The sequence below is a fragment of the Undibacterium sp. YM2 genome, from assembly GCF_009937975.1.
Classification (GTDB): domain Bacteria; phylum Pseudomonadota; class Gammaproteobacteria; order Burkholderiales; family Burkholderiaceae_D; genus Undibacterium.
Genome location: NZ_AP018441.1, coordinates 4,562,455 through 4,577,392, shown reverse-complemented (window position 1 = coordinate 4,577,392; position 14,938 = coordinate 4,562,455). Strand labels below are relative to the sequence as shown.

The 14,938-nt window shown below is 52.6% G+C and carries 10 protein-coding genes; 6 read left to right on the top strand and 4 right to left on the bottom strand.

What is annotated here, in order from left to right; translation table 11 throughout:
- Positions 1 to 51: 51 nt before the first annotated feature.
- Both UNDYM_RS20775 and UNDYM_RS20770 read left to right on the top strand, forming a co-directional pair.
- Positions 52 to 948, top strand: coding sequence for a LysR family transcriptional regulator (locus tag UNDYM_RS20775; RefSeq protein WP_162042766.1), 897 nt, complete (start codon positions 52 to 54; stop codon positions 946 to 948).
- A gap of 376 nt (positions 949 to 1,324) precedes the next feature.
- Complete coding sequence (locus tag UNDYM_RS20770; RefSeq protein ID WP_197740935.1) at positions 1,325 to 1,939, top strand: ester cyclase; 615 nt, start codon at positions 1,325 to 1,327, stop codon at positions 1,937 to 1,939.
- 175 nt (positions 1,940 to 2,114) lie between these two features.
- On the opposite strand, the gene UNDYM_RS20765 is transcribed toward UNDYM_RS20770, so the two are convergent.
- Both UNDYM_RS20765 and UNDYM_RS20760 read right to left on the bottom strand, forming a co-directional pair.
- Complete coding sequence (locus UNDYM_RS20765) at positions 2,115 to 5,012, bottom strand: ligand-binding sensor domain-containing diguanylate cyclase (protein WP_162042765.1); 2,898 nt, start codon at positions 5,010 to 5,012, stop codon at positions 2,115 to 2,117.
- A 422-nt stretch (positions 5,013 to 5,434) separates the two neighbouring features.
- Positions 5,435 to 6,454, bottom strand: a complete 1,020-nt coding sequence (locus tag UNDYM_RS20760; RefSeq protein WP_162042764.1) for a hypothetical protein — start codon at positions 6,452 to 6,454, stop codon at positions 5,435 to 5,437.
- Between the two features lie 197 nt (positions 6,455 to 6,651).
- Between UNDYM_RS20760 and UNDYM_RS20755 the strand changes: the two genes are divergently transcribed.
- On the top strand, positions 6,652 to 7,806 hold the full coding sequence (locus UNDYM_RS20755; protein ID WP_162042763.1) for a serine hydrolase: 1,155 nt from the start codon (positions 6,652 to 6,654) through the stop codon (positions 7,804 to 7,806).
- A 445-nt stretch (positions 7,807 to 8,251) separates the two neighbouring features.
- Positions 8,252 to 9,499 carry an amino acid--tRNA ligase-related protein gene (locus UNDYM_RS20750; RefSeq protein ID WP_162042762.1) on the top strand — a complete coding sequence of 416 codons (1,248 nt, stop codon included), beginning with the start codon at positions 8,252 to 8,254 and terminating at the stop codon, positions 9,497 to 9,499.
- A gap of 538 nt (positions 9,500 to 10,037) precedes the next feature.
- Here UNDYM_RS20750 and UNDYM_RS20745 read toward each other — a convergent pair.
- A complete protein-coding gene (locus UNDYM_RS20745; protein ID WP_162042761.1) occupies positions 10,038 to 10,490 on the bottom strand; it encodes a MarR family winged helix-turn-helix transcriptional regulator in 453 nt (150 codons plus the stop codon).
- Between the two features lie 100 nt (positions 10,491 to 10,590).
- On the opposite strand from UNDYM_RS20745, the gene UNDYM_RS20740 reads away from it, so the two are divergent.
- A complete protein-coding gene (locus UNDYM_RS20740; RefSeq protein WP_162042760.1) occupies positions 10,591 to 11,547 on the top strand; it encodes a zinc-binding alcohol dehydrogenase family protein in 957 nt (318 codons plus the stop codon).
- Positions 11,548 to 11,649: 102 nt separating this feature from the next.
- Entirely contained in the window at positions 11,650 to 12,480 is an 831-nt protein-coding gene (gene dapF / locus UNDYM_RS20735; protein ID WP_197740934.1) for a diaminopimelate epimerase, read from the top strand.
- Positions 12,481 to 12,569: 89 nt separating this feature from the next.
- Here dapF and UNDYM_RS31265 read toward each other — a convergent pair whose 3' ends face one another.
- Positions 12,570 to 14,468, bottom strand: coding sequence for a DUF4214 domain-containing protein (locus UNDYM_RS31265; protein ID WP_162042759.1), 1,899 nt, complete (start codon positions 14,466 to 14,468; stop codon positions 12,570 to 12,572).
- Positions 14,469 to 14,938: the final 470 nt, after the last annotated feature.

Genomic DNA, 14,938 nt, shown 5'->3' with positions numbered 1-14,938 from the left:
AAATGAAAATTGCCTAGAATTGCATGGTTGCTATAAATAAATGTATATGCCATGAACGCTGAACCGAACTGGGAGTGGTACCGTACCTTCTTGATGGTCATCGACACCGGCTCGCTGTCGGCTGCAGGGCGGGCGATGGGCATGACGCAGCCTACTGTTGGCCGCCATATAGACAGCCTGGAGAAGGCGCTGGATTTAAAACTGTTCACGCGCACGTTTGACGGCTTCGCGCCAACTGAGGCGGCACTGGAGCTCAAACCCTATGCCGCCGACGTTGCTGCCACTGCTGCGGCACTGCGCAGGGTTGCCAGCAGCCATGGATCAGGTGTGCGCGGCACGGTGCGGGTAACTGCCAGTGAAGTCACCTGTGTCGAAGTACTGCCGCCTGTCCTGACGGCATTGCGGCGGCAACACCCTGAATTGATGATAGAACTGGTGCTGTCTAACCGTGTCGATGATCTCTTGCACAGAGAGGCAGACATCGCCGTGCGCATGGTCAACCCAGAGCAAGACGCCTTGATCGCTAAGCGTGCCGGTGCAATTGAACTAGGTTTTTTTGCCCACCAGCGCTATGTGGCTGACTTTGGCATACCAAAAACGATGGATGAGCTGCCAAGGCATACCATCATTGGCTTTGACCAGGAAAACGCCTTCCTGCGTAAAGTGAGGTCAAAATTCCCCACGCTTGAGCCCTCGTCATTTGCCTTGCGCACCGACAGTGACCTGGCCCAGTTGGCGGCAATCCGCGCGGGCTATGGCATAGGGGTTTGCCATTCTGCGCTGGCCGCGAGGGACAAAGACCTGGTCCGCGTTTTAAAAACACAGTTCTCGGTCAACCTGGATTTATGGGTCGCCATGCATGAAGACCTGCGCGACAGCCCGCGTTGTGCCGTGACATTTGCGGCGCTCACGGCGGGTTTGAAGGACTATGTCAAGAAGCATGCTTGATGTGCATTTCTTCATGCTTGAGAGAGTTTAAAACCGGGCACATGACCTTGCACTCCCGTTGCAAAACGCATGCAAGACCACGCAGTAAAAATAGCCGGTTGCCGGAATAGGCTACAGCAAACTATCAATCTTCCCACTCATCTCCATTTAGCATACCTTCAATGGCTATGCATTAATGCATAGCCACTAGTCGGCTTTCTGCAATTTCTTTTACCCAGGCATTCGCCCATACTTCTTTCATCGCAATACGGCTGTAAACGGCAAGGCCACATCAGGGATTTTGCTAATGCAAGCAGGCGTATTTCAACAGACTGGCGATGACTGACGCAATCACTTACTCATTTTTAATACATTGAACTCATTTCAGGAGCTTTTCATGAACTCAACTAGCAACTCATCCAGAAACTCATTTGGAATATATTCCCGTAAAGCCATGCAGATGGCCGCCGCAATTGCATTGCTGGGCACGAGCCTGACTGCGGCTTTTGGCGCGACCACCGAGACAAGGGGATCTGCCCCTGCCGCAATCAAGCCAACGCACCAAACCCGCGTGACCACAGCACATCAGGCACTGACTAATCAATGGATTTCGCTGTGGAATGGCAATCTGGATTTGGCCAATTCCATTATTGCCCCCGATTTTGCCTTGCATGCCACCTTGCTTGATGGCCGCCCCGACACTGCAATTAGTGGCCCCGCCGGGCTCACAGCCTGGGTCGCGCAAAGCCATGCACTGTTCAAAAACCTGCGCTTCACGGTACAAGTCGGCCCCATTGTCGATGGCAATTTTGCAGTGCTGCGCTGGGAGGCAACGGGCAACTATGGCGGTGGAATACCCGGTGCCGATGCAGCCGTGGGAACACCTTTGAAATTCACAGGTACAGACATACTCCGTATCGAAGGCGGTAAAGTAAAAGACTATTGGCTGCACGCCGATACGGCAAGCCTGTTGACGCAGTTAAAGTTTGGGCAGGCAGCAGCTGCGAATTAAAGAGCTTTAATCATACGCATGTAATGCATGTAATGCATGTGATTGTGCTGTCAGCCGATCATTATCATCATCGATCGGCTGGCGAATTACAGTCTAAACCTGACTGCATAATTTGCTACGAATTGTACGATTACGATTCGCTAATCGTACCTACCGTTCTCATTTTGCGGCATCTTCATTCCACATACTCAACTCTGTTCCTGCCTTGTTGTTTGGAGCGGTACAAGGCCTGGTCGGCGTGCGAGATGAGTTCGGCGGCTGTCATCGGGTTTTGTGGATCAAAGGCGATGACGCCAAAGCTGCTGGTGACGGCGATGGACTGGTGTTCGCTGATGCTGATTTCTTTTTCGCGGACTGATTTGAGCAGTCTTTCGATGAGGCCCTTGCCATGCGCGACATCAAGCCCGGGGATGATGATCAGGAATTCTTCGCCACCATAGCGGCCAACCGCGTCTGACTGGCGCACTGTGGCATTCAGGCGGCGCACCACCTCGACCAAGACGGCATCACCAGCAGGGTGGCCGTAGGTGTCGTTGATGCGCTTGAAGTGATCGAGGTCAAGCAGGGCCAGGAGCAAGGGCGTTTGCTGGCGTTGTGCCTTGCCGATTTCCATGTCCAGCATTTCCATCATGGCAGAACGGTTCCAGGCAGATGTCAGGCCATCACGCAAGGCGCGCACCTTGAGTTCTTCGCGGGATATTTCCAGTTCACGTGTGCGTTCTCGGACGATGGCTTCAGTACGAGCCTGTAGCTCGGTCAGCTTGCGCAGGCGATAGCGGTGGAGGGTAAAAACCAGCATCAGCAAAGCGGTGGCAAGCAGCAGGTAAAACCAGATGGTTCGCCACCACGGCGGCTGTATGATTAGGTCCAGCGATTTGACCGCCGAGGTTTGCTGGGCATCGGCATTGCTGACAAAGTATTCAAAGCGGTAGCTGCCAGGTTCAAGCGCGGTGTAGCGCACTTTGGGTGTCGTTGAGCTTGACCAGTTTTCTTCCAGCCCACTGAGCCGGTAATGAAATTCCAGCGCGCTGCGGTTCCTGAAATTAAGGCTGGCCAGCACCAGTTCCAGCGGTTGGGGTGACCAGGCCAGCGCCAACGGTTTGTCGCTGGCGTAGCTGTTGCCATCTCTATGGATGCTTTCTATCAGGGTATTGAGTTGATGTTCTTTAAACAGGTTCTCAGGTTTGAGTATGTGTGAGATACCGTTGCTGGTGGCCACCCACATGGCGGCATCGTTGTCTTCATAAAAGCTGTGACCATTGGTTTCGTTCCAGACGAAGCCATTGCTTTGATTGAATAGCCGCCACTGTTTTTTATTCCAGACGGCGATGCCGGCATCGGTGCCTGCCCACAGCCAGCCACGGCTGTCTTCCAGCAAGGAAAAGATGATCTTGTTCTTTAAGACGGGAGACTCTTGCTGGCGTAACTGCAAGACGCCGTTGCTGATGCTGGCACTGGCACTGGCACGTAAGAGGCCTGCGTGACGCGTACCTAGCCACAAGTCATTCTCTGCAGTGCAACTGATGGCGGACATATAAGGTGACTGGCCGTTGTAGCGCACTTCGAAAGTAGCCCAGTTTTTGCCATCAAAGCGCAGCAGGTGATCGCGTGCCATAAACCAGATGTTGCCGTTCGGGCTCAGGCACAGATCCCGAAAATTGACGCCCTTGGGAATCTGCAAACCATCCAGGCCAGCGGGGCGCACGACATTGATCTTGCTGGCATTGGCATCAAAGACGAACAAGCCTTCTATGGTCGCCAGCCAGATGTTGCCCTGGCGGTCTGGCAGCATTCTAAAAATCTGGGGCAGGCTTGCCATTTGTTGATAGACCTGCGCCTTTGCGTCAAAACGCATCAACTGCCCGGAATAAGTGCTGCCCCATACCACGCCAGAGTTGTCGACCACCATGCCTGACCATTGGTGGTCCAGCTTTTCCAGTCCGTCATTCATGCTGCTGAATTGCCGTTGACCGGGACGTAGTTGTGCCGGGCCAGAGCGTGTACCTATATGCAAAACCCCATCCTTGTCCCTGACCATGGAAAGGGCAACATCGTCAGGCATGCCCTGGGCCATGGTCCAGCTTTCCCAATTGCCAGAACCCAGCCATTTGATCAGGCCCAGGCCGCGTGAACCCAGCCACATGCCACCATCTTTGTCATATAGCAGGGCAGTCAGGCCGCCTGCTATTTTCAATCCATTCTTCCGGTCAAAATTTTCCCAGTGATCTTTATTCCAGCGTATCAGTGACTGGTCGGCATTGCTGAGTATGCGTCCTTCTGCATCGGCAGATATCCAGGTAACCAGGCCTTTTTTATGCAGGATGTCGCCTGGTGGTGTCCTGTCGGTGAAGTGTTTTTCGCTGGCCTGCAAAACCACGATATGCTGCTCACCCCTGGCCCAGAGTTGCCCGCTGTTGTCGCGGTGAAAACTCAGCCACTGGTCGCCCGGTACACCCTGCGCTGCATCCCATACATGAATTTGATTGCCTGAGTATTGACAGATCGATGAACCGCAACCCAGCCAGAAATCACCGTTTTTTTCACGATAAAGACCATACAGGGTATCTGGCGTTGCTTGCGCGAGATTTTGCTGGTTCGGAAGTATCACCTGCAACTGCGGCTGGCCGCTGGCCATGTTCAGCGCATACAGATGTTGCTGGCTGATGAAGTACAGGCTGCCATCCGGTGAAGAATAGAATTTCTGGCCAGGTGTAATCGGCAGTTTTTTGCCATTGTGGAGTATGGGCACAAAGCGCTCGCCCTGCTTGAGAAAGAGGCCTTCATTATTTCCCACCCATAGCCGCCGCTGTTCATCCACGTACAAGGCGGCGATGAATGGATCGGGCAAGCCTTGTTCCTGGGCGTAGCGACGAAATTCTGCGCCGTTACAGCGAAATAGTCCGTTCTCTGTGCCCACCCACATATAGCCGTCAGCATCACTCGCCATCGCCGTGACTGAGAGATTGCTCAGACCGTCGAGCTGGGTGTAGTAGCGTAGCGGTATTTGTTGCGACCGGGCAGGTACTACCCATATCGCCAGCGTTAACACGAACATCAACTTCAATACGACCATCAACTTCAGTATCTTGCAGCGGGCAAAGCGAGGTAAGAATTGACCTGTGTAGCAATACAATTTCGCAACTCCTTAAACTTGACTAGGCGTCATTTTTTTGACTATCTGGTGCGATTTGACATGCAAGCGAAATTTTTGGTCACGCAAATGTCATAGAGTTGCCGGTATGAAGCTACCGATTTTCCATGGTGAGGAAATTTTCTCAGCGGGGCGGAAGCATGTCACAAAAAGGGTAAACACGCTACATGGATCGGCAGTTTTTGATGAAGCAAGCATGGACTTGCGTATCACGCTGCTCAAAAGCGTGCTGCACAGTCAATGATTGTGGTTGTGAAGTGGATTATATCTACTTGGTAAATTACGTATGATGATGACGCAAGATAGACCTAAATAGATGATGGCCTGGATTTGGCAAGAGTTCTTCACTTCCGAAATAAAGCATCTATTCGTTGACGTTCTGTTTCGGTTTTTTGTCTGAAATCTTCAGCAAGAGAAATAAGCTGGCATCGTCTTGTTGCCTTCTCGCCAGCGACGAGCAAAGTATAATGATGAGAAGTCAGTTCCTGGCACCAGGACAAGGCGAACCCGCATGAAGAGATTGCTAGCTGGTCGTCATCACACAGAGCCGCATACTCGAAGGCGGCGTGAACTAACATTCTGCCTAGCCCCAAGCTCTTCCAGTCGTCAAAGGTCGATAATTCTGCATCTGCCTGCGCGAAATACACAAAGGCTTCAGGCGGTGAATTGAGCCCAACATACATCTGTAACAGATCGCTGATGACACTGATTTTGTCCCAGCCCGGTTTTGCCTGACTCAGATTAACTTCAAGAATCTTGATGACTTCCCGGTATGCACCTAGTGCCTTATATGCATACTTCAGCGTGACTGAAACGTCACGTTCATCTCTGCAGTTTTTTGCCCAGTTTTCAATATGTATGCGTGCCTGTTCCAGATCGCCAAAATACAAGTGACGCTCGTACATAGTGTAGTCAGATTCACTGGCAGGATGAGTCGGATATTGCTCACAAAGGCTTGTCCACCAACTGTCAAGGCGTTGAAAAAAACGATCATTTTCTTCCTCGTCCTTGATGTCTTCGTAGAGATCCGGGAAATGGCTGCGAATATAGTCAAATGTTCCGCGTCCCAACGCCCAATACATGAATTCAGTGTCAAATCCACCGTGTGTATCCATGTCTATATTCTTTGCTTTATAGAACGAGGGAATATCAAGCGGGTCCCGGTAACTTGCCAGCAAATAGGCGCCCAGCTTTAACGAATAAGTGGTGCCGCTGGTGTCGTCATTGATGAGAGAATCTATTTCTTGTGCAAACAGATAGCGAACCAGTTCTTTGTCAATCTCTTGAAAATCATACTGCATTGCAAGCAGGGTAGCGTATCTTTGCTTTGCATTGAGATCGACTGCCAAATCTTTCGTGTTCATGGTTTGACTGAAATCTGGCGCCAGTTCGCTCCAGTGGTCGCGGGTGTTTCTGTATCTGTCTAATGCGTGCATGTTCTAAAGAAAAGTAAGGTGGTGCTGTTCATTTTAAGTGCATACTCATATAAAATCCACAACGTTATCAATAGCGGTCAACAAATTTCGCCAGCCTCTCATCCATACATCCGATAAGGAAACGAATGCGCACCAGCCATGCACTGCCCGCCATATTGAGTTTGCTCCTGACATCCCTTACAACTGCGCAAACCAGTACGGCTGCAATGCCTGATAAAAATGCAGTGCTGTCGCCCGCTGCTGAAGCTGCACTGAAAGACAAACTGCAAACCATATTCAACACAGCCTGCAGCAAGGATGAATTCTCTGGTGTCTATCTGGTCGCAAAAGGCGGCAAGATCATCAGCGAAGCGGCATGTGGCGAAGCCAGCAAGCGCTACCATGTCACTAACACGATAGACACCAGGTTCAATGTGGCCTCGGTCGGCAAGATGTTTACTGCGGTGGCCATAGGCCAGTTGGCAGAGGCGGGGCGTTTGTCGTATGCAGACACTGTCAGCAACTATGTGGATGCCAGCTGGTTGCCGCCTGAATTGGCGAAGAAAATCACCATAGGCCAGTTGCTGTCGCACACATCGGGCCTGGGCGATCTTTTCAACAGCAAGTTTCTCAACGGCCCGTATATGCAGATGGTCGCGCTGCGTAATCTGGATGACTACAAGCCATTCACACGTGAAGCGAGGCTGGAGTTTGCACCCGGCAGCAATTATTTGTACAGCAATATGGGCACGTTTTTACTCGGTGTCATCATAGAGAAAGTTTCCGGGCAAAATTATTATGACTATGTGCGCCAGCATGTGTTTCTAGCGGCTGGCATGAGCAGTACAGATAATTATGTCAGGGACGAGGGAATAGAAAACCTCGCCACCGGTTATCTGGGCAAGCAAGCCGCAACGACAGGCAGAAAAGAAAACACTGTCCTCATACCATTGCGCGGCGGGCCATATGGCCTGGCTTATTCGACCACGCATGACCTGCTGCGCTTTGCCGACGCACTGCAGGCAGGCAAACTGCTCAAGCCAGCAACGCGCCAGTTGTTCTGGCAAGACCAGACCGCAGGCCGTGCAGACAAGGGCAGCTATGGATACTGCTTTGAATTAAGCGCAGGCCCACTGGGCAAAGTCGTGGGACACAGCGGGCAGTTCACCGGGGTGTACGGCAAGCTCGACATGTATCTCGATGCGGGCTATACCGTGGTCGTGCTGTCCAACTATGAGCCTGGCCAGCAACCGCTGGCGGGGCGTATTGCTGCTGTGCTGGAAAGTATGTCAGAGCAGTAGGGTGCGTCTTGACGCACCACATCGTCAATAGTCAGAACGGTTCAAAGCAAAAACGGTGCGTCAAGACGCACCCTACTTGCTTTTAGTACCACTGTCGGTGAGCTTGACAAGCGTGATAGTCTTGATATAGGCTTGGCGTTCAGTCTCATTCAGACGACCAATAATTTTTGACAATAATCATGCAAACTACATCGTATCCACAAATAGCAAGTACGCCGGAGCCACGCTCACTGCGTCGCTTCGCCTGTGGCTGCGAGGTTTTGTCGCTTGTTGCCAGCATTAATAATAATGATTCCAACTCGAACCCGGGCTGGAGTCGTTTCGCTTTATCAGATTAAATAGATAGCGAACACCACGATTCAAAAAAGCCCGGAGATTCCGGGCTTTTTTCATTTCCGGAATCCGAAGGCGGCATTTTTATCAACCCGCAATCAAGGAGCAGGACATGTTTACATTCGAGGAAATCGCAGTACAGGCAGGTAAAAAAGTAAGAGTAGAAGGCTTTGTGGCGACCACCCGCATACAGAGCAAAATGGCATTCGTTATTTTGCAGTCTGGTGCGAGCAAGGTGCAGGTCGTGGCATCGGGCGCGGCGCGTGAACAGGCGAAGGCCTTGATGCAGCAGGCGTATGCGGCAGTTGAAGGCATAGTCGTTGCATCGGCGCAGGCACCTGGCGGCTTTGAGATACAGGCAGAGTCGATTGAGCTGTTGTCGCCAACGATACAGTGGCCAATATCCAGCGATAGTGAAATTGGCACCAGGCTGGCATGGCCAGCAGCGCGTTTCCGTGATCGCAAAGAGGCGCTGGCACTGATAGTGCAAAGCGACATCGAAATGGAAATGACCGGCTATCTGAGGAGCCAGGGTTTCATTGGCATCCATTCACCCAAGCTCATGGGCGCGCCGTCTGAATCAGGCTCAGAGGTGTTTGAAGTCAAGTACTTTGGTGAACGCGCTTATCTGGCGCAGTCACCGCAGATCTACAAGCAAATTGCCATCATGGCAGGCCTGGGCAAGATTTATGAGGTCGGCCCGGTATTCAGGGCAGAACCGAGTTTTTCTTCGCGCCACGCGACCGAGTTTATCTCCTTCGACGTGGAACTCGAAGGTGTTAAAAGCGAAGTCGAGATCATACAACTTGAGTGCGCACTGATCATTACCGCCTTGCAGCAGGTAATCACCAGAATGGGCACTGAGCTGGCCGTGCATTACCCCAAAGCGACAGTGCCAGCCGCTTGCCATATTCTCGAATTTGCAGAAGCGCAGGCTTTGCTTGGTGTATCCGGCGATGAATCACTGAGTGCCGAGGAAGAGCGAAGACTCGGTGCGATGATGCAAGAGCAGGGCCATGAGCTGGTGGCACTGACCCGCGTGCCATGGAAGCAAAGGCCGTTCTACCATATGCGCGAAGGCGAGAGCCTGACACGGAGTTTTGAGTTGCTGTATCGCGGCGTTGAAATTACCACGGGGGCGATACGCGAACACCGATACGATGTTCTGATGGCGCAACTCGCCGAGAAAGGGCTGACAGGCAAGGGCCTGGAGTTTTATCTGGAATCATTCAAACTGGCAGCACCACCACACGGTGGTTTTGGCTTGGGCCTGGCACGTTTGACCGCCTTGTTCCTGGGTTTGCCGGGGATTAAAGAGGCGACGTTTATCCATAGAGGGCCGGGAAGGCTGTCGCCTTGAGGGGTCTTGCGTATGGAGAAAGCGATGTCACTGGCTGGACTTGATGTGGGTAGGGTACTGGATTTTTTTATCTATCCTGCGGCAGGATAAAATTTTGCGCGATATTATCTTGATGCTAAAGTGGCGTCAAGGATGTGCGCTTGTGCGAGCAGATTGGAAATGGCAGAAGTCGATCTGTAAAATCGTTGGCCATTTCAGGAGTACGGATTTTGCGCAGATGGATCCCAGCCTGCGCTGGGATGACGTTGCGATGGGTGCTGATCATCAAACTTTACGCTGCTAATCAGACCCTGAACTTAAAGTCGTCATTCCAGCGCAGGCTGGAATCTACCGGGCTGGCGCGTCAGCGGCGTTCGTCGCATTGGTATATCGCTGTTATTGCCGTATCGTTCCGCAGTAGGGTGCGCCGTGCGCACCGTTTTTAAATCTGGCAATTTCAAAGTACAAGCGGTGCGCACGGCGCACCCTACTGGTTAATCAGATGCAGCGGCAATGACACTTGCGTTCATCCATAAACCCGATCACCGCCATCGCAACTTCACAAAGTCCCCACCCAGGCCAGTGCATCATCCGCAAAATGCCGTAGCAAGCGCGCCAGTTCGCGCACGTCTTCTTTTTTCCAGTCGCTCAGCATTTTTTCTATGATCTTTTGTCGCGCACTATCGAGCGCATCAGTCATGACGCGACCTTGCTCGGTGATGATGGCAGCCTTGACGCGGCCATCCTGTGGGCTGGGGCAACGGCTGACCAGGCCCAGGCTGTCGAGCTTGGCGATCTGGCGACTGACGGTGCTGTGGTCGCGGCCCACCAGTTCGGCCAGCTCGACTATGCCTATCGGCCCCAGGCGTTCTATGCGTACCAGCAGGGGGAAGAGGGCGCGGTCAAGATCAATGCCCGCCGCCGCAATGAGGGCGGCATCCGGCTGCGGGCGGTTCAGCACGCCAGTGATATCCATCAGGGCACCGCGCAATTCGCCAATTTCTTTCTTCATGTGATAGTCCTTGCGTATGTCAATATATGTGTATAATGCACGGATATTCAGTGCATCCAATTTGAGCAAGCCTGAATAATTTCAGCAAAGGATAGCAGATATGAAAGCAGCAATCGTAGTAGAAGCTGGCAAGCCACCCGTCTATGGTGATTTCAAGGAACCAGCCGCAGGCGATGGCGAGGTGCTTGTCAGGGTAGTGGCAGCAGCGCTCAGCCCTGTGGTCAAAAGCCGCGCCTCGGGCAGGCATTATAGTTCCGCAGGCAGCCTGCCATTTGTCGTGGGTATTGATGGCGTAGGTCATTTGGAAGATGGCAGCCGTGTCTATTTTGCCCTGCCGCAAGCGCCCTTTGGCAGCATGGCAGAAAAGACTGTAGTCAGGGCTGCGCAATGCATCGCCCTGCCAGATGCGCTTGATGATATCAAGGCGGCAGCCCTTGCCAACCCTGGCATGTCGGCCTGGGCCGCCATGCAGGAGAGAGCAAAGCTGGTGGCCGGCGAAACCGTGTTGATCAATGGCGCAACTGGCTCAGCGGGCCGCCTGGCAGTGCAAATTGCAAAGTACCTGGGCGCAAAGAAAGTGATTGCCACGGGTCGTAACAAACAGGCGCTGCAAGCACTGCAAGCCATAGGTGCAGACGTGGTGATCCCTCTGGGCGATGATAAACAAGCCATGGAAGAAGCCTTCAAACAGCAATTTGCCGGGGGCGTAGATGTGGTCGTCGATTACCTGTGGGGACAGAGCGCAGAATTGCTGCTCATCGCCGCTGCCAAGGCAGGCAAAGAAGCCGTGCCCGTGCGCTTTGTGCAGGTGGGCTCAGTCAGTGGCGAAGACATCAATTTGCCGAGTGCGGTACTGCGTTCATCCGCCATCGTGCTCATGGGCAGCGGCATAGGTAGCATCCCGCCCCAGCGGCTGTTCAAATCGATAAGCGAAGTTTTGCATGCTGCCGTGCCAGGCGGGTTTGACATCGCGGTGGAGACTGCACCCTTGTCTGCGGTGGCAGAAAACTGGGGTAAGGATGCCAATATGCCTAGGCTGGTGTTTACGATGGCGTGATGGCTTTGGCGAAAGTTGCGTCTGCGCTAATCTGCTTGAACAAGCGCATTGTTTACCGTATCTTTGTTGTCTGTATCAATGACACAAGCGGTGGATACCAGTATGGAAATCAGTTTCGCAAAATACCAGGCACTCGGCAATGCCTATCTGGTTGTGGATACATCTGCCATGGAAATTGGCACGGACGAGATCAGGCGTCTGTGCGATTTTCGTACTGGCATAGGCAGCGATGGTGTGTTGTTTGGCCCCAGTTACCCGGATGATGCCGACTTTGGTTTGCGCATCATCAACCCGGATGGCAGCGAGGCTGAGAAGAGTGGCAATGGCTTGCGTATATTTTGCCAGTATCTGTACGACCAGGGGGTGATTGGCACGCAGGCTTTCACCGTCAAGACCCGGGGCGGCATCGTGCGGGCCAGAATTTTTCCTGAGCAGCAGTTGGTGGAAGTGTCGATGGGGCAGGTCAGTTTCGATTCAGCACAGATACCCGTGGCAGGGCCTGCGCGTGAAGTCCTGCTGGAAGAAATCGCTGTTGGTCAACGCAGTATGCAGGTGTCTTGCGCGACCATAGGCAATCCGCATTGTGTGGTGCTGACGGAAGAACCTACACAGGCGATTGCGAGAGAACTAGGGCCTTTGCTGGAACAGCATTCACTCTTCCCTAACCGCAGCAATGTGCAGTTCATGCGTGTGCTTGATCGCCAGAACATACAAATCGAAATCTGGGAGCGTGGTGCAGGCTATACCCATGCATCCGGCAGCAGCAGTTGCGCCGCTGCTGCCGTCGCGCACAGGCTGGGGTTGGTGGAGGCGAATCTGACGGTGCATATGCGCGGTGGTGATATCGCGATTGCTATCTCACCTGAATTTGAGGTCACGATGACGGGGCCGGTGCAGGCGGTGTGCCGTGGCGAGGTAGTGGTGAGGGCTTAAGCTTGGCAGGGTGATCTTGAGATCAATCGCAAAGCGTGGTGCGTCAAGACGCACCCTACTGGCTGCTGACCCGTGCGGCAGTATTGTTTTTATCCTTTCCAGACGACGTAATCGATGCCGTTCTGAATTTGTCCAACAACTTGTGCCATGTTTTCACTACTGTCGCAAAAGCTGATCAATACTTCTGCGGGTGATATCGTTCCACTGTTGAGACGATCTGCCCAGTAATCAAAACCGGCCTTGTCACTTGTGCGATGCAAGACATTCTGGTAAAAGCTGTTGATCAGTGTGCTGGTAGATGGATTGCTGCCATTGAGTTTCTGGAATTCTGCTGACCGCAGAAAATTGTCTGCAACGGCAGTTAATTCCATGCCACGGTCCAGTTCATTGACCCAGTAACCCAGGCCGCTCAGGTCGGGCTTTCTTCCAAGCGCAGCAAGGTACATTCGGTAAACTCGGCCTATATCGTTGTAGGGGCCAAAAGAAACGGTCACGTCGGCAAACTGCAGGCGGCTGATGAAGCGCAAGGTGTCTGTGCCATCTACACCCCGCAGGTCTTTGACGACCACATCGGTACTGGTGTCACCCATGGGGCCTATGCCGCTGATGGCATAGCTGGATTTATTGCCGGAGTATACGGCGGTATCCGTTGCCACCCCTGCCATGATGTAATCGTCACCTGGCCCGCCTGCTACCGTATCGTTGCCACCACCGCCGCTGATCGTGTCATTGCCTGCTCCGCCGTAGATATAGTCCCGGCCCGAAGTGCCCGTCAGCACGTCATTGCCTGCTGTACCGTTGATGGTCAGGCCCAGTGCATCTACGGTCTGGAACAGATATCTGGAATAACCCTGGACACCATTTCCTGCCAGATCCTGCACGCCACCTGTAGGGACATTCAGGACATAAGTCATGCCATAAGCTTGCGGGTTCACCGGGTGCAGACGCACGACATGATCATTGATGCTGATATTGGGGCTGGTTGCCGCATCAAAGCTCTCAACCACCTTGCCGTCCCTGTCTGTCAAGGTAAACAAGCCTTTGCCGCGCACGACGGTTTCGTCAAAAGTAAGCACGATATCGGTATTCAAAGGTACATCATGCTTGAAGCTGCTGGGTGTACCGCTGACGACGATGGGGGCCTTGATGTCGCCAGACGTTGTTACTTTGACGCTGGTGTTAACACCCATGGCGATGAGATCTGATGTGGAATAGCGCATCTGGTTGCCGCTATTGTCTGTGACAGTTACCTGCCAGACGGTGTAGGTGGCGGGCGCCGTGGACTTGGAAATGGCGAAACTCTGGCTCGATTGACCGTCGCTCCAGGAATCTGCCAGGCCATCCATGACCAGAGGGTTGACCGTGTCAGCATAACCACTGGGCAAATCAGACTTCATTCCATACTGAAATTCAACGGCAATATTGCGTATGCCCGACTCGGCATCGCTGGCTACACCGCTGATTGTTAGCATGCCACCTTTGCTATTGACGACGACGGCATCAGGAATTTTCAGAGATTTCAGTACCGGCCTGTTGTAGTCAACCAGTTGAGGTGGGTGCGTCATCGTAATGACATAGTCGATATTTCCACCGCTCATATTGGTAACTTTGACATTGATACTGCCGGGTGCCATGAAACCGCTCATGTAAAACGAGGTACTACCGTCGCTTGTGCCGCTGGCGATACTAATGGGGGTATCAGGAATGAGCTTGCCGCTGGCATCCGTTAATTCTATTTTTACCTGGCTGTTCGCCGCTCCCCAGACATTGGATGCACTATAGTTATTAACCGGGTCGGTCGATATCTTGATAACGTACTGTCCCAGGTCATGAAACTGCACCTGGTACCAGTCAACCAGATCATTCGCGCTCATCTTGCCATAGGTTTTGTAGTCAACGTCAACCACATAAGCTGGAGAGTTGAATTCAGAATCCTTTTCTCTGGTTTTTTCGTCGAATACAGTATTTTTGCCGGTGAATAGAGACATGATTTATTGATCAAAAGCGGGAAGCAAGCAAGGAGGATAGTGTCACGGAAGAGTTTTAGGGCGACAGTATTTTTTAAGGCTTGACATTGTAGCATGAGCGATATGTTGCTGGCACAGGCTTCCAATTGCAGTGCGCATGGCACCAGGCAGTATCGTTGGCGGGAGAGTTGAACAGGATGTTTTTGCATCAATCGAAAGGCAGGGGGCGTCGAGACGCGTCCTGCTGGCTGGAATTGTAGGAGCGGCTTTAGCCGCGAACCGCTTAACCGTATCGACCATTCGCGGCTGAAGCCGCTCCTACGCAGATATCGCTATGCCAGCAATGAATTCCTCCCCATATTTTCAAATTGGTAATACACTGCTGCCTTTGATTCATGGCATTTTGCGCATGCCCGTGGAAGCGGTGTTGGCAATTGCGCGTTTATTGCCATGTGAGATCAATTGCTGTCACACCGCGCTGCACATGAAAC